Here is a 15,004-nt window from a genome sequence, read left to right as displayed (position 1 = left end):
ACATATAATTCTCGCATAGAACCCTTTGGCGCCTTCGATGTCACCCTTTTCGTTCACCCTGCTGTTCGCGATCGCCGTACTCGCGATGGTCGTCACCAAGCTGTGGCTCGCGTCGCGGCAGATCCGCTTCGTCGCCGCGCACCGCAACGGCGTGCCCGCGCAGTTCAGCGCCACCATCCCGCTGACCGCCCACCAGCGCGCGGCCGATTACACGGTCGAGCGCACCCGGCTGACGATGCTCGAGATCGTCGTCAGCGCGGCCGTGCTGGTCGGCCTCACGCTGCTCGGCGGCGTCGGCGCGCTCGACACGCTGCTGACCGGCTGGCTCGGCCGCGGCTACGGGCAGCAGGTCGCGCTCGTTGCTGCCGTGCTCGCGATCACGGGCGTGATCGACGTCCCGTTCGAGTATTACCGCCAGTTCGGGATCGAGCAGCGCTTCGGCTTCAACCGGATGACGAAGCGGCTGTTCTTCACCGACATGCTGAAAAACACGTTGCTCGGCGCCGTCCTCGGCCTGCCGCTGCTGTTCGTCGTGCTGTGGCTGATGAACCAGGCCGGCAACCTGTGGTGGCTGTGGACCTGGATCGTGTGGGTCGCGTTCCAGATGCTCGTGCTGCTGATCTATCCGACCTTCATCGCGCCGCTGTTCAACAAGTTCGAGCCGCTGAAGGACGACGCGCTGCGCTCGCGCATCGAGTCCCTGATGAAGCGCTGCGGCTTCGCAGCCAAGGGGCTGTTCGTGATGGACGGCAGCCGCCGCTCCGCGCACGGCAACGCGTACTTCACGGGCTTCGGCGCATCGAAGCGGATCGTGTTCTTCGACACGCTGCTCGCGCGTCTGTCCGGCCAGGAGATCGAAGCCGTGCTCGCGCACGAACTCGGTCACTTCAAGCGCCGCCACGTGATGAAGCGGATGCTCGTGTCGTTCGTGCTGAGCCTCGTGCTGCTCGGGCTGCTCGGCTGGCTCGCGCAACGCACGTGGTTCTATACGGGGCTCGGCGTCACGCCGTCGCTCGACACCAGCAACGCGGGCACCGCACTCGTGCTGTTCTTCCTCGCGATTCCGGTGTTCCTGTTCTTCGCGACACCGTTCAGCAGCCTCACGTCGCGCAAGCACGAATTCGAGGCCGACGCGTTCGCGGCCAGCCAGACCGACGCGCAGGATCTCGTCAGCGCGCTCGTGAAACTCTATGAGGACAACGCGTCGACGCTGACGCCCGACCCCGTCTACACGGCCTTCTACTACTCGCATCCGCCTGCGTCGCAGCGGATCGACCGCCTGCTGCAGCACGCATGAGCCGGCCGACCTCCCGCCAGCCGGCCCCGCGCGCCTCGGGCGCGCAGCGGGCCGAAGGCCGCGTGATCGCGGCGCACGGCCGCCACTACATCGTCGCGCCCGACGACGGCGGGCCGATGCTGCAATGCTTCCCGCGCGGCAAGAAGAGCGACATCGCGGTCGGCGACCGCGTCGTGTACGAACTCGCATCGGCCGACCAGGGCGTGATCGTGGAAATCGGCGAACGGCGCAACCTGCTGTACCGCTCCGACCAGTTCAAGTCGAAGCTGTTCGCGGCGAACCTCGACCAGTTGCTGATCGTGCTCGCGACCGAGCCCTATTTCAGCGAGGATCTGCTCGGCCGCGCGCTGATCGCGGCCGAGGCGAACGAGCTGAAGCCGCTCGTCGTGCTCAACAAGATCGACGTCGAGGCCGCGCTGCCGGTTGCGCGCGAGCGTCTCGCGCCGTACCGCGCGCTCGGCTACGACGTGCTCGAGCTCTCCGTGAAAGGTGCGCCGGACGACGCGCGCGCGCAGTTGATGCCGCACCTCGCCGGGCATTCGACGATCCTGCTCGGCCAGTCCGGGATGGGCAAATCGACGCTCGTGAACCTGCTCGTGCCCGACGCCGAAGCCGCGACCCGCGAGATTTCGGCCGCGCTCAACAGCGGCCGTCACACGACCACGTTCACGCGCCTGTACCCGCTGGAAGGCGGCGGTGCGCTGATCGATTCGCCGGGCTTCCAGGAATTCGGCCTCTACCACCTGACCGAAGGCTGCCTCGAACGCGCGTTTCCGGAGTTCCGGCCGCTGCTCGCGGACTGCCGTTTCTATAATTGCCATCATCTGCACGAGCCCGGCTGCGCGATCCTCGAAGCCGTCGCCGACGGCCGCATCGCGCCGTCCCGGCACGCGCTGTACGCGCAGCTCGTGCACGAGGCAAACCAGATCGTGCGCTGATCGCGCGACGTATGCGACGGCCGGCCGCCGCCAGCCGGGCCGGCCTTCATCGACAGGAGCCGCGATGCGTTTCAAGGCACCCGACCTCGCGACCGCACAGCATTGGGCCAACGTGCTCCAGGTGGCCGGCATCGGCTGCGAGCTGCACAACTGCTACGCGACCGGCGCGCTCGGCGGCCTGCCCGCCGACGCGTGCACGCCCGAACTGTGGCTGAACGACGAACGCGACGACGCGCTCGCCCGTCGGCTCCTCGACGCCGCGTCGCACGGCCCGTCGGCCGGCGCGGCACCCTGGTGCTGCCGGCAGTGCGGCGAAGCGCTGGAAGCGCAATTCACCGCGTGCTGGCAATGCGGCGCCGTGCGCGATCCACTCGACGACTGAACGCACAGCGCCGACGCACAGCGAAAAGGCCGGCATCGAGCCGGCCTTTTCATTTCATCGGGCGCTGGGCTAGCGCGTCATTCACGATACCCAGACGGCCAGCGTCAGCATCAACAGCAGGATCATCCACAGGATCACCGCACGCCACACGAGGCCGACCGCCGACTGCAGCGTGCGCGGCGTGCAATCGTCACCGACCGTCAACGGACCGCTGTCGCCGACCGCCAGCGCATCGAGGCTCGACGGTTCCGCGAGCGGCCCCGCGAGACGCGCGCCGAGCGCACCGCTGCCCGCAGCCAGCAATACGCCGTCGTTCGGGTCGGGCCACTGGCGCGTATGGTTGCGCCACGCATAGATCGCATCCTCGAAATTGCCGACGATCGCGAAGCCGAGCGCCGTCAGTCGGGACGGAATCCAGTCGATCACGAAGAACGCGCGCTGCGCGAACGTCGAGAATGCGGCCGTGCGGTCGTCGCCCGGCGTCGACCAGCTACGCGCGAGGTATTCGGAAATCCGGTACAGCACGGCGCCGGCCGGGCCGATCGGCAGCACGTACCAGAAGAACACGCCGAACACGTGCCGATGCGATGCGACGACCGCGTGAATCAGCGTATGGCGGACGATTTCGCCGACCGGCATGTCGACCGTGTCGAGGCCCGTCCACTCGTGCAGGATCTCGCGCGCGCGCGGCACGTCGTCGTTGTTGAGCGCGAGATGGATATCGGTGAAGTAGTGGCTGAACTGGCGGAAGCCGAGCGTGAAATACACGACGGCGACGTTCCACATGAACGCGAGCACGAAGCTCACCTTGTACAGCAGGAAATAGATCAGCGCGACGATCAGCACCCATGGTAGCACGACCGCGAGCCATGCGAGGATCCCGTGCTTCTGCTTGCCGGCGTCGAGGCCATGCGCGACGGTTTCCGCATGAAACTGGAACAGTGCGAACACCGGATTGCTCGGCGACAACGCGCGGACCTGTTCGATGATGAGAGCGAGGAGAACCGAAAAGAAAGTCATGCGTGGCGCCGTCTTCGGAGTTATGTCATTTTTTGCATAACGATAGCACAGCGTCAGCCGCGCATGGCTGCCGGCGCGGTCGCCGCGCGGGCGCTCGCGCGCACCGGCCGGCGCGCCCGCCTACCCGGCGGCCAAGAAGCGATACAGATTGCGAAACATGGCGGCAGTTGCGCCCCAGATGAAGTAATGCCCGTCCGATTCGTCGTTCGGATAGGGCATGGCAAAAAAACGACGCTCGCCGCCTTCCCACCGGAACACGCGAACCTGATGGTTCGCGGGATTCATCACGAACGCGAGTGGCACTTCGAAAATCTCGGCGACTTCGAACGTGTCGGCCTGCACGGTGAACGGCGGATGCACGAGGCCGACGATCGGCGTCACGCAGAAACCCGTGCCGGTCAGGTAGTCGGGCAACGCACCGAGAATCTCGACGCGTTCGGCGGCCAGCCCGATCTCCTCCTTCGCCTCGCGCAAAGCGGTGGCGGTCGCATCGCGGTCGAACGGCTCGCGACGGCCGCCGGGAAAACTGATTTGCCCGGCGTGGTCGTTCAGGTGATCGGCGCGCTGCGTCAGCAGGACGGTGAGGCCCGACTCGCGGACGACGAGCGGCATGAGGACGGCGGCGCTGCGTGGATCGACGCCTTCCTGCAACTTCGCTTCGCCGGGCTCGACGCTCCATTCGAGCGTGCGCGCGAAACGTTCGCGCAGGCCGGACGGCGTCATCAGCCCGGAATCGATGACAGGCAGGCCGGCGCCGGTGCCTTCGACCGGCAATACTTCGGGATCGATGATGGGGCGGCGATTCAATGGGGCTCTCGGGTTCGTGTCGTATCGAGCATATTGTCGCGCCAGAATGAAAAAAGCACCCGGTTGGGTGCTTTTTCCTTACAGCTCTTACTCTTGGGAAGCTGCTGCGGCGCGATCCTTCGACACCAGCTTTTCCTTGATACGAGCCGACTTGCCCGAACGCTCGCGCAGGTAGTACAGCTTCGCACGACGCACATCACCGCGACGCTTCACGACGATGCTTGCCAGCAGCGGCGAGTACGTCTGGAACGTACGCTCGACGCCTTCGCCCGACGAGATCTTGCGGACGATGAAGTTCGAGTTCAGACCACGATTGCGAATCGCGATCACGACGCCTTCGTAAGCCTGAACGCGCTTGCGGTTACCTTCAACCACGTTCACGTTCACGATCACCGTGTCGCCCGGGGCGAAATCGGGGATGGTCTTGCCGGCGAGCGCGCGCTCGATTTCTTCCTGCTCAAGTTTTGCGATCAGATTCATTACTGACTCCTTATGCCATCGTGTCGGCGTTCACACCCGCCTGCTTCCAGGCCTGGCCCCGATAGAGGATGGATTCACATCAGGCGCCGCACACGCATGTACGGCACCGCCAATTCCCGCTCGCGCAGCCGCCTCAGGAGGCGTCCTTCGCTTCGCGTGCGAGGTTCGCGAGCCACGCCTCGTCGGCGCGGCTCAGCAACTTCTCGCGGCGCGCCCGGACGATCAGGTCCGGCCGCTTCCGCAACGTATTCCTCAATGCTTCCTGCCGCCGCCACTTCTCGATCTCGGCATGATGCCCGCCGAGCAGCACGTCCGGCACGCGCACACCGTCGTATTCCTCGGGACGCGTGTAGTGCGGACAATCGAGCAGGCCGTCCGCGAAGCTGTCCTGCACGGCCGACAGCGAATCGTTCAGCACGCCGGGCAGCAACCGCACGACGGCATCCATCATCGCCATCGCCGGCAATTCACCGCCCGACAGCACGAAATCGCCGAGGCTGATTTCCTCGTCGACGCAACGATCGAGCAGGCGCTGGTCGATCGCTTCGTAGCGACCGCACAGCACGACGACGCCGGGTTCCTGCGCCATCCGCACCGCCCGATCGTGCGTGAGCGGCGCGCCTTGCGGCGACATCATCACGACACGCGTGCTCGCGATGCCCTGCTCCGCCTGCGCCGCTTTCGCGGCGTCGATCGCGGCTTCGAGCGGCCTGGCCAGCATCACCATGCCCGGACCGCCGCCGTACGGACGATCGTCGACCGTGCGATAGTTGTCCGTCGTGAAATCACGCGGGTTCCAGGTGCGCAGCCCGAAGCGCCCCTGCTTCACGGCCCGGCTGGTGATCCCCCAGTCGGTCAGTGCACGGAACATCTCGGGAAAGAGCGTGACGACGTCGAACTGCACCGCGCTCTCGGTAACCTGGTTCATTTCAGTAATCGGCTTCCCAGTCGACGACGATGCGACGCGCCGCCTGATCCACCGTTTTGACGTAGACGCCGACGAACGGAATCAACCGCTCGTCGGTGGTCGGCTGACCGTCTTTGCCGGTTGCCGGATACTCGACACGCATGATCGAATGCACGCCGTTGTCGATCATCCCGCTCACCTTCCCGAGCGCCACCGATTGCTCGTTGACGACCTCGAGACCGATCAGGTCGACCCAATAGAATTCGTCCGCGGCCAGTGCCGGGAAATCTTCCCGGCGCACGAACACGCGAAAGCCGCGCATGGACAGCGCAGCATCGCGGTCGCTGACGCCCGCGGGTTGCGCAACGACAGTGTCGCTGTGCGTCTTCGACTGCATGATGCGGACGGAAAGCCGCTCCGCACCGCGTTCCAGCCACCAGCGACGCGCGTTGAGCAGCGCGTCGCCACCGCGACCGGCATCGGCATGCGTCGCCACCTTGACCCAGCCCTTCAGGCCGTAGGCGTCGACCACCGCTCCGACCTCGACGGCATCGTCGGGCCAGGCTTGCGTCGCTTCGGGACTGCCTCGTTCGGCAGCCTGACCGGCGTTCGCGACCGCGTCGCGCTCGACCGGCTTGCGGACGAATGCGCCGAATGACGCACGCCCGCGCCTTGCATTACCGGAATCGTGACCCGCCATCAATGCACCTCACAGCCGGCACGACCGGCACACCGTGCCATGTCAGGCAGCCGGTTGCGCCTTTTGCGCTTCCTTCACGAGACGCTGGACGGTCGGCGACAGTTGCGCGCCAACGCCTTGCCAGTACGTCAGGCGATCCTGAGCGATACGCAGCGATTCGCCCTTCGTGGCGACCGGGTTGTAGAAGCCGACGCGCTCGATGAAGCGGCCGTCACGACGGTTGCGCGAATCGGTAGCAACGATGTTGTAGAACGGGCGCTTCTTCGAGCCGCCACGAGCCAGACGGATGATAACCATATGATGTCCTTCGGGAAAACCGGGTTCGAAACTACTGAAACACGCGATTATAGCCGGAAACCAGAGGTACAACAAACACTTACGCGTAAAAATCCGCGGACGGCCCGTGCGCCGGGCATACAATCGTCGTATCCAGGATGCTCCCGACCGTCATGCCATCCCTTCGCGCCGCCCCGATGCGCCGCGTGCAGCACCCGTTCGCGGCGCTGCTTGCCGGCCTTGCCTGCCTCGCGTGCGCCCCGGCGTTTGCCGCGCCGTTGCCGGTGAACGAACTCGTCCTTCCGCCCGGCTTCCATGTGGACGTGCTGACCGACGCCGTACCGGCCGCACGGGAAATGGCGTGGTCGCCGCGCGGCATCCTGTATGTCGGCACGCGGGAGGGCCGCGTCCATGCGCTGGTGATGCACGAGGGCCGGATCAGCGCACGCTACGTCATCGCGTCGAGACTCGACATGCCCGTCGGCGTGGCCTACCGCGGCGGCTCCCTTTATATATCCGCCGTGTCACGCATCCTGCGCCTCGACCATATCGACGACCGGCTCGCGAAACCGCCCGCGCCCGTCGTCGTGACCGACGCCCTGCCGACCGATCACCATCACGGCTGGAAATTCATCGCGTTCGGCCCCGACGGCAAGCTGTACGTGCCGATCGGCGCGCCGTGCAACGTCTGCCTCGCGGATCGCGGCCGCTACGCGATCATCGCGCGGATGAACGCCGACGGCAGCGGGCGCGAAGTGTTCGCTCGCGGCATACGCAATACGGTCGGCTTTGCATGGCACCCCGATTCGGGCGAGCTGTGGTTCACCGACAACGGGCGCGACATGATGGGCGACGACGTACCGGACGACAAGCTGAACCGCGCGCCGCGCGCCGGCCTCGATTTCGGCTTTCCATACTGCCACGGCGGCGATACGCCCGACCCCGAATTCGGCAGCGCCGACGTCTGCCGACGTTATGTGCCGCCCGTCCTGAAACTCGGCGCGCATGTCGCGGCGCTCGGGATGCGCTTCTACACCGGGCCGATGTTTCCCGCGTCGTATCGAAATAATGTCTTCATTGCCGAACACGGCTCGTGGAACCGCAGCACGAAGGTCGGTTACCGCGTGACGCGCGTGGTCGCCTCCGCGGACGGCGGCCACGCTCATCAAACGCCGTTCGTCACGGGCTGGCTGCGGCCCGACGGCACGGCATGGGGACGCCCGGCTGATGTATTGCCGCTGCCAGACGGCTCGCTGCTCATCAGCGACGATTACGCAGGCGCGATCTACCGGGTGACTTATGCGGCACCTTGACGCAGGCGAGGGGTGACCGGCCCCGACCGGGCATCGTAGAATGCGTGCCGGGCCGCGCGCCCGCGCCGGCCTGCCGGCCCCGCCCATGCCAACGACGATACGCCGCCATCCATGTCCAGCAGCACCGCATCGCCCCGCCGCTTCCGCTCCAAGACGCTCACCGCCGCCCTCGCATTCCTGCTCGGATCGCTCGGCGCACACCGCTTCTATCTGTACGGCTTTCGCGACGTGTACGGCTGGGCGCACCTGCTCGCGACGATCGTCGGCATCCCGGGCTTCCTCCTGCTCGCCGAAACCCAACGCAGCGCCGGCCTCGGCTGGTGGCTCGCGGCACCCGGTGCCATCTCGCTGCTGGCGGCGTTCCTCGCCGCACTTGTCTACGGGCTGCGCCCCGACGAAAAATGGGATGCGCAATTCAACGCGGACACCGGCAAGCACAGCCGGTCGGGCTGGACCGTGATCTTCGTCGTGATCTTCTCGCTGTTGATCGGCGCGTTCCTGTTGATGACCGCCCTCGCACTGTCGTTCCAGACGTACTTCGAATCGCAGGTCGAAGCAGCCAAGCAGATTTCGCAGTAAGCACGACCAATACGGTCGATACGGCCCACCGACGGCTGCGTTGGTCGCCGGTCAGAACAGGTTCAACTGCATGTCGTCGCGCGACTTCGCGCCGGCTGCACGAACCGCGACGCGCGGCGCCGGCACCCCGGCGCCAGACGCAGCGCGGAACCGCGACAGATCGAGGATGCCGTTCGTACGCTCGTTCAACCCGAGCCGCTTGACGGCCTGGCGGAAGCGCTGCCGCAACAGGTCGGCCCAGATCCCCTCGCCCTTCATCCGTTTCGAGAAATCCGAGTCGTAATCCTTGCCGCCGCGCATGTCGCGCACACGGTTCATCACGCGCTCCGCACGATCGGGAAAATGCGCGGCAAGCCACTGCTTGAACAACGGCGCGACCTCCCACGGCAACCTCAGGATGATGTAGCTCGCGTGCGTCGCACCGGCTTCCGCGCAGGCTTCGAGCACGCGCTCCATGTCGGGCTCGGTCACGAACGGAATCACCGGCGCAATGCTCACGCCGACCGGCACGCCCGCATCGCGCAGCGCACGGATCGTGCGCAACCGCCGCGCCGGCGTGGCCGCGCGCGGCTCGAGCGTGCGCGCGAGTTCGGCATCGAGCGTCGTGATCGTGACCGCCGCCATCACCTGCCCGCGTTCGGCCATTGGCGCGAGCAGGTCGAGATCGCGCTCGATCAGCGATGACTTCGTGATCGCCGCGAACGGCAGCCCGCGGTCGTGCATCACCTGGATCACGCTGCGCGTGATGCGCAGGTCGCGCTCGACCGGCTGGTACGCGTCGGTGTTGACGCCGAGCGCGATCGGCTCCGGCACGTAGCGCTTGCGCGAAATCTCGCGCTCGAGCAGTTCGGCTGCGTTGACCTTCGCGTAGATGCGGCTTTCGAAATCGAGACCCGGCGACAGCCCGAGGTAGCTGTGCGTCGGCCGCGCGAAGCAGTAGATGCAGCCGTGCTCGCAGCCGCGATACGGATTGAGCGACACGCTGAACGGAATATCGGGCGACTGGTTGTGCGTCAGGATGCTCTTCGCCCGTTCCTCGAAGACCTGCGTGCGCAGCGGCGCGGGGAAATCGGCATCGTCGGACTCGTGCGTCCAGCCGTCGTCCACCGCTTCGCGCTGCGCGATTTCATACCGCCCCTGCAGGTTGTCGACCGCACCGCGCCCCTTGCGGGGCACGGGCGGCGCTATCGGAAATTCGTTGTCGGACCGATCGTCCATGTGCCCACCCATTCGACTGCGCCCAATACTGTACATTTATACAGTATTGGGCGCAGCATGCCAAGCACGGGATAAAGGGCCGGACGACGGGCCGCGGGCGCGTCACTCGCCGACGGCGATCGTCAGCGTTTCCTTGATTTCTTCCATCACGACATAGCTCTTCGACTGCACGGCGCCCGGCAACTGCAGCAGGATGTCGCCGAGCAGCTTCCGGTAGTCGGCCATCTCGCCGATCCGCGCCTTGATCAGGTAGTCGAAATCGCCGGAGACGAGGTGGCATTCGAGCACCTCGTCGATCTTCATCACTTCCCGGCGGAATTGCTCGAACATGTTGCCGCCCTTGTGGCCGAGCGTGATCTCGACGAAAACCAGCAGCGCGGCCCCCAATTGGCCCGGGTCGACTCGCGCGTGATAGCCGGTGATCACGCCGTCGCGCTCCATGCGCCGCACGCGCTCGATGCACGGCGTGACGGTCAATCCGACCTGTTCCGCGAGGTCTTTCATCGCCATCCGGCCGTCGTCCTGGAGCAGTTTCAGGATGCGCCGGTCGAGCTTGTCGAGCGAGCGTACGGGCTGACGTTGCGTTCTCATTTGTTTATGCTGAAAACCAGAAAAATACAATAACAAAAACTGCACATTCGACAATACCATAGCGCAAAAAACTAGATCAGCTAGAGGTTACACGGAGCCGCGGGTGCGCCCGGCCTCGACCTGGTTCCTTCCATCTGGAGCAGCTATGCGAGTCGTCATTCTGGGCAGCGGTGTCGTGGGCGTGGCAAGCGCGTATTACCTTGCGCGCGCCGGTCATGAAGTCACGGTGATCGACCGGGAAGCCGGCCCGGCGCTGGAGACGAGCTTCGCGAACGCAGGCCAGATCTCGCCCGGCTATGCGGCACCGTGGGCCGCGCCCGGCGTGCCGCTGAAGGCCGTCAAATGGATGTTCGAAAAGCATGCGCCGCTCGCGATCCGCCTCGACGGCACGCGCTTCCAGCTCCAGTGGATGGTTCAGATGCTGCGCAACTGCACGGCCGAGCGCTATGCGGTCAACAAGGGCCGGATGGTCCGTCTCGCCGAATACAGCCGCGACTGCCTGCAGGCGCTGCGCGCCGATACCGGCATCGAATACGAAGGCCGCACGGGTGGCACGCTGCAATTGTTCCGCACGCAGCAGCAGCTCGACGGCGCGGCGAAGGACATCGCCGTGCTGCAGGAAGCGAACGTGCCGTTCGAACTGCTGTCGCCGGCCGATCTGAAAAAAGCCGAACCGGCGCTCGCCGCCGTCTCGCACAAGCTGACGGGCGGCCTGCGCCTGCCGGGCGACGAAACCGGCGATTGCCAGCTGTTCACGACGCGCCTCGCCGCGCTCGCCGAATCGCTCGGCGTCAAGTTCCGCTACAACACGCCGATCGACGCGCTCGCGATCGCGGGCGGCAAGATCGCCGGCGTGCAGTGCGGCAGCGAGACGGTGCGTGCCGACGCGTACGTCGTCGCGCTCGGCTCGTACTCGACGAATTTCATCTCGAACCTGATGAAGATTCCGGTCTATCCGCTCAAGGGTTATTCGATCACCGCGCCGATCGTCAACGAAGCCGCCGCGCCCGTATCGACCGTGCTCGACGAGACCTACAAGATCGCGATCACGCGCTTCGACCAGCGCATCCGCGTCGGCGGCATGGCGGAAATCGTCGGCTTCGACAAGACGCTGCGCGCGGCGCGCCGCGAAACGCTCGAGATGTGCGTGAACGACCTGTTCCCGGGCGGCGGCGACACGTCGACGGCCACGTTCTGGACGGGCCTGCGCCCGATGACGCCGGACGGCACGCCGATCGTCGGCCGCACGCCGGTGTCGAACCTGTTCCTGAACACCGGCCACGGCACGCTCGGATGGACGATGTCGTGCGGCTCGGGTCAACTGCTCGCGGACCTGATCTCGGGCAAGATGCCCGCGATCCAGGCCGACGACCTGTCGGTGCATCGTTACCTGAAGGACGTGCCCGGTCGGACCCGCCCGGCCTACGCGTAAACCGGCACGGCCCGCGGCGATGCGGGCCCGTTGCATCAACGAGAAAGGCGTCCGAGGGCGCTTTCCTCGTTTCGGCGGCTGCGGCTGCGAGTGGCGACCCGGCACGAGGCCTCGGGCGACGGGCGCATGCCATCATCGCCCGTCGAACGAATCGACGTTGCCGGTCGCGTACGCGACGACATGTTCCGCCCGCCACGATACGAGCGCGGATCGTCTGGACGAACGACACCCGCTCCTCATTCGGCGACGACACAACGAAAAAGGGGCGCTCGTCGCGCCCCTCTTCTTGTGTGCTTACCGCTGAAGCGTCACGCCGCGTCAGCCGAGTTCGGTCACGAGCTCCGGCACGAGCGAGAACAGATCGCCGACGAGGCCGTAATCGGCCACGCTGAAGATCGGCGCTTCCGGATCCTTGTTGATCGCGACGATCACCTTCGAATCCTTCATGCCGGCCAGATGCTGGATCGCACCCGAGATGCCGACCGCGATGTACAGCTGCGGCGCGACGATCTTGCCGGTCTGGCCGACCTGGTAGTCGTTCGGCACGTAGCCGGCATCGACCGCCGCGCGCGATGCGCCGAGCGCTGCGTTCAGCTTGTCGGCGAGCGGCTCCAGCACCTTCGTGTAATTCTCGCCGCTGCCCAGCCCGCGGCCGCCCGACACGATGATGCTCGCCGACGTCAGTTCCGGACGGTCCAGCTTCGTCACTTCACGGCTCACGAACTGCGACTTGCCGGCGTCCGCCGCTGCTTCGAGCTTGTCGACCGATGCGCTGCCGCCTTCCGCCGCGACCGGATCGAAACCCGTTGCACGCACCGTGATGACCTTGATCGGGTCGCTCGACTGCACCGTCGCGATCGCGTTGCCCGCGTAGATCGGGCGCTCGAACGTATCGGCCGAATCGACTGCCGTGATGTCCGAGATCTGCGCGACGTCCAGCTTCGCGGCGATGCGCGGCGCGATGTTCTTGCCGTAGGCCGTCGCCGGCGCGAGGATGTGTGAGTAGTCCTTCGCGATGTTCAGCGCGGTCGCTTCGACGTTTTCCGCGAGGCCTTCGGCCAGTTGCGGCGCGTCGGCCAGCAGCACCTTCGAAACACCTGCGATTTTTGCCGCCGCATCGGCTGCCGCTTGCGCGTTGTGGCCCGCGACCAGCACGTGGATGTCGCCGCCGATCTTCGCGGCCGCCGCCACCGTGTTCAGCGTCGCGGCCTTGATCGACGCGTTGTCGTGTTCTGCAATCACCAGAATCGTCATTTCTTTGCGCTCCCTCTTACAGCACCTTGGCTTCGGTCTTCAGCTTCTCGACCAGCGTCTTCACGTCCGGCACCTTCACGCCGGCCGCGCGCTTCGGCGGCTCGACCACCTTCAGCGTCTTCAGGCGCGGCGCGACGTCCACACCGAGGTCCTCCGGCTTCACGGTTTCCAGCGGCTTCTTCTTCGCCTTCATGATGTTCGGCAGCGTCACGTAGCGCGGCTCGTTCAGGCGCAGGTCGGTCGTGACCACCGCCGGCAGCGTCAGCGACAGCGTTTCCGCGCCGCCGTCGACTTCGCGTGCGACCGTTGCCTTGCCGTCGGCCACCGTCACCTTCGACGCGAACGTCGCTTGCGGGAGACCTGCCAGCGCGGCCAGCATCTGGCCCGTCTGGTTCGAATCGTCGTCGATCGCCTGCTTGCCGAGGATCACCAGTTGCGGCTGTTCCTTGTCGACCAGTGCTTTCAGGATTTTCGCGACGGCCAGCGGCTCCACGCTGTCGTTCGACTCGACGAGGATCGCGCGATCCGCGCCGATCGCCAGCGCCGTGCGCAGCGTTTCCTGCGCTTGCGTCACGCCCACCGACACCGCGATCACTTCGGTCGCCACGCCCGCTTCCTTGAGGCGCACCGCTTCTTCCACCGCGATTTCGTCGAACGGGTTCATCGACATCTTCACGTTCGCGATGTCGACGCCCGTGTTGTCCGACTTCACGCGGACCTTCACGTTGTAATCGACGACTCTTTTCACTGGCACCAGGATTTTCATGCACACGCTCCAAAGTTACGAATACGACCAGAGGCCATTTTATAGCGAGGCCTCGTGACTGCGCGGCCAGGCGGACCCAACCATGATGGTTGTCGAGGATACCGCTTCTTGGCGACGCGCCAATGATAGCGAACGGTCGTTCTATTTTAAAAGAGAAAAAACCCGGACGCAAAGCCCGGGTTTTCGATCATCGACTCTAATCCCGCCGGGCGTGCGTGCTCTGCCCGTTACCAGGCGGCAATGACCGCGCCGCCGAACTTGCCTTCGATGAACTGCTTCACGTCGGCCGAGTGGTACGCCGCGATCAGCTTCGCGACCCACGGCTTGTTCCGGTCCACCTCGCGGATCGCGAGGACGTTCGCGTACGGGCCGTTCGGGCCCTCGATCGCGATCGCGTCCTGTTTCGGTTTCAACCCCGCTTCCATCGCGTAATTGGTGTTGATCGCGGCCGCGTCGACGTCGCCGAGCGAACGCGGAATTTGCGCGGCGTCGAGTTCGACGATCTTCAGCTTGCGCGGATTGTCGACGATATCGAGCGGCGTCGCCTTCAGCCCGGCATCCGCGCGCAGCTTCAGCAGCCCCTGCTTCTGCAGCAACAGCAGCGCGCGGCCGCCGTTGGTCGGATCGTTCGGCACCGCGACGCGCGCGCCCGGCTTCAGTTCGGCCAGCGACTTCACGCGCTTCGAATAGATGCCCATCGGGAACGTGACGGTGTCCGCGACCTTGATCAGCTTGTAGCCGCGATCCTTCACCTGCGCCTGCAGATACGGATCGTGCTGGTAGCTGTTCGCGTCGAGATCGCCCGACGCGAGCGCGGCGTTCGGCTGCACGTAATCGGAGAATTCGACGATGCGAATCTCCAGGCCGTCCTTCGCCGCGACCTTCTTCACCACTTCCATGATCTGCGCGTGCGGGCCGCCCGTCACGCCGACCTTGATGGTTTCGGCCTGCGCATGCGCACCCGCGAACAGCGCGGCCGCGCCCAGCGCCGCCGCGAATTTCAGCATGAAGCGTCGTTGCATCGTTTCTCCCCTGTCGAATCGG

17 protein-coding genes are annotated in these 15,004 nt (G+C 65.7%); 6 read left to right on the top strand and 11 right to left on the bottom strand.

What is annotated here, in order from left to right:
* Positions 1-37 precede the first annotated feature (37 nt).
* The 3 genes from QZM72_RS25395 (at position 38) to QZM72_RS25385 (ending at position 2,617) form a co-directional block, all read left to right on the top strand.
* Positions 38-1,297, top strand: a complete 1,260-nt coding sequence (locus QZM72_RS25395; RefSeq protein WP_301739522.1) for a M48 family metallopeptidase — start codon at positions 38-40, stop codon at positions 1,295-1,297.
* On the top strand, positions 1,294-2,235 hold the full coding sequence (gene rsgA / locus QZM72_RS25390) for a ribosome small subunit-dependent GTPase A (protein WP_301739521.1): 942 nt from the start codon (positions 1,294-1,296) through the stop codon (positions 2,233-2,235). The genes QZM72_RS25395 and rsgA overlap by 4 nt, the downstream gene beginning before the upstream one ends.
* 64 nt (positions 2,236-2,299) lie before the next feature.
* Complete coding sequence (locus QZM72_RS25385) at positions 2,300-2,617, top strand: hypothetical protein (protein WP_089466949.1); 318 nt, start codon at positions 2,300-2,302, stop codon at positions 2,615-2,617.
* A gap of 81 nt (positions 2,618-2,698) precedes the next feature.
* Here the strand turns inward: QZM72_RS25385 and QZM72_RS25380 are convergent, their stop codons facing one another.
* The 6 genes from QZM72_RS25380 to rpsP form a co-directional block, all read right to left on the bottom strand.
* Positions 2,699-3,637, bottom strand: a complete 939-nt coding sequence (locus tag QZM72_RS25380) for a CobD/CbiB family protein (protein WP_301739520.1) — start codon at positions 3,635-3,637, stop codon at positions 2,699-2,701.
* A 120-nt stretch (positions 3,638-3,757) separates the two neighbouring features.
* Positions 3,758-4,444: a CoA pyrophosphatase gene (locus QZM72_RS25375; protein ID WP_089466948.1), complete on the bottom strand. Its 687-nt coding sequence runs from the start codon at positions 4,442-4,444 to the stop codon at positions 3,758-3,760.
* An 87-nt stretch (positions 4,445-4,531) separates the two neighbouring features.
* A complete protein-coding gene (rplS, locus tag QZM72_RS25370; protein ID WP_006486838.1) occupies positions 4,532-4,924 on the bottom strand; it encodes a 50S ribosomal protein L19 in 393 nt (130 codons plus the stop codon).
* 133 nt (positions 4,925-5,057) lie between these two features.
* A complete protein-coding gene (gene trmD / locus QZM72_RS25365; RefSeq protein ID WP_006476548.1) occupies positions 5,058-5,852 on the bottom strand; it encodes a tRNA (guanosine(37)-N1)-methyltransferase TrmD in 795 nt (264 codons plus the stop codon).
* Position 5,853: 1 nt separating this feature from the next.
* Positions 5,854-6,531: a ribosome maturation factor RimM gene (gene rimM, locus QZM72_RS25360; RefSeq protein WP_301739519.1), complete on the bottom strand. Its 678-nt coding sequence runs from the start codon at positions 6,529-6,531 to the stop codon at positions 5,854-5,856.
* 42 nt (positions 6,532-6,573) lie between these two features.
* The gene (rpsP, locus tag QZM72_RS25355; protein ID WP_006476550.1) at positions 6,574-6,828 is read right to left on the bottom strand and encodes a 30S ribosomal protein S16; all 255 of its coding nucleotides are present in this window, start codon (positions 6,826-6,828) and stop codon (positions 6,574-6,576) included.
* Between the two features lie 152 nt (positions 6,829-6,980).
* On the opposite strand from rpsP, the gene QZM72_RS25350 reads away from it, so the two are divergent.
* Both QZM72_RS25350 and QZM72_RS25345 read left to right on the top strand, forming a co-directional pair.
* On the top strand, positions 6,981-8,120 hold the full coding sequence (locus tag QZM72_RS25350) for a sorbosone dehydrogenase family protein (protein WP_301739518.1): 1,140 nt from the start codon (positions 6,981-6,983) through the stop codon (positions 8,118-8,120).
* Positions 8,121-8,231: 111 nt separating this feature from the next.
* Complete coding sequence (locus QZM72_RS25345) at positions 8,232-8,699, top strand: TM2 domain-containing protein (RefSeq protein WP_301739517.1); 468 nt, start codon at positions 8,232-8,234, stop codon at positions 8,697-8,699.
* A gap of 51 nt (positions 8,700-8,750) precedes the next feature.
* Here the strand turns inward: QZM72_RS25345 and QZM72_RS25340 are convergent, their stop codons facing one another.
* Positions 8,751-9,929: a PA0069 family radical SAM protein gene (locus QZM72_RS25340; protein ID WP_301739516.1), complete on the bottom strand. Its 1,179-nt coding sequence runs from the start codon at positions 9,927-9,929 to the stop codon at positions 8,751-8,753.
* Between the two features lie 90 nt (positions 9,930-10,019).
* Positions 10,020-10,508 carry an Lrp/AsnC ligand binding domain-containing protein gene (locus QZM72_RS25335; RefSeq protein ID WP_012492860.1) on the bottom strand — a complete coding sequence of 163 codons (489 nt, stop codon included), beginning with the start codon at positions 10,506-10,508 and terminating at the stop codon, positions 10,020-10,022.
* 145 nt (positions 10,509-10,653) lie between these two features.
* Here QZM72_RS25335 and QZM72_RS25330 point away from each other — a divergent pair, with 145 nt between their 5' ends.
* A complete protein-coding gene (locus QZM72_RS25330; protein ID WP_301739515.1) occupies positions 10,654-11,940 on the top strand; it encodes a D-amino acid dehydrogenase in 1,287 nt (428 codons plus the stop codon).
* Positions 11,941-12,258: 318 nt separating this feature from the next.
* On the opposite strand, the gene QZM72_RS25325 is transcribed toward QZM72_RS25330, so the two are convergent.
* The 3 genes from QZM72_RS25325 to QZM72_RS25315 all read right to left on the bottom strand — a co-directional run bounded on the left by QZM72_RS25325 (position 12,259) and on the right by QZM72_RS25315 (position 14,982).
* Positions 12,259-13,194 carry an electron transfer flavoprotein subunit alpha/FixB family protein gene (locus QZM72_RS25325; RefSeq protein WP_301739514.1) on the bottom strand — a complete coding sequence of 312 codons (936 nt, stop codon included), beginning with the start codon at positions 13,192-13,194 and terminating at the stop codon, positions 12,259-12,261.
* 16 nt (positions 13,195-13,210) lie between these two features.
* Entirely contained in the window at positions 13,211-13,960 is a 750-nt protein-coding gene (locus QZM72_RS25320) for an electron transfer flavoprotein subunit beta/FixA family protein (RefSeq protein WP_006496532.1), read from the bottom strand.
* A gap of 227 nt (positions 13,961-14,187) precedes the next feature.
* A complete protein-coding gene (locus QZM72_RS25315) occupies positions 14,188-14,982 on the bottom strand; it encodes a MetQ/NlpA family ABC transporter substrate-binding protein (protein ID WP_301739513.1) in 795 nt (264 codons plus the stop codon).
* Positions 14,983-15,004 lie beyond the last annotated feature (22 nt).

This window comes from Burkholderia sp. AU45388 (genome assembly GCF_030481585.1).
In the GTDB taxonomy this organism is placed as follows: domain Bacteria; phylum Pseudomonadota; class Gammaproteobacteria; order Burkholderiales; family Burkholderiaceae; genus Burkholderia; species Burkholderia sola.
Note: the sequence above shows the minus strand (reverse complement) of the source record. Positions and strands in the feature narration are given on the sequence as shown.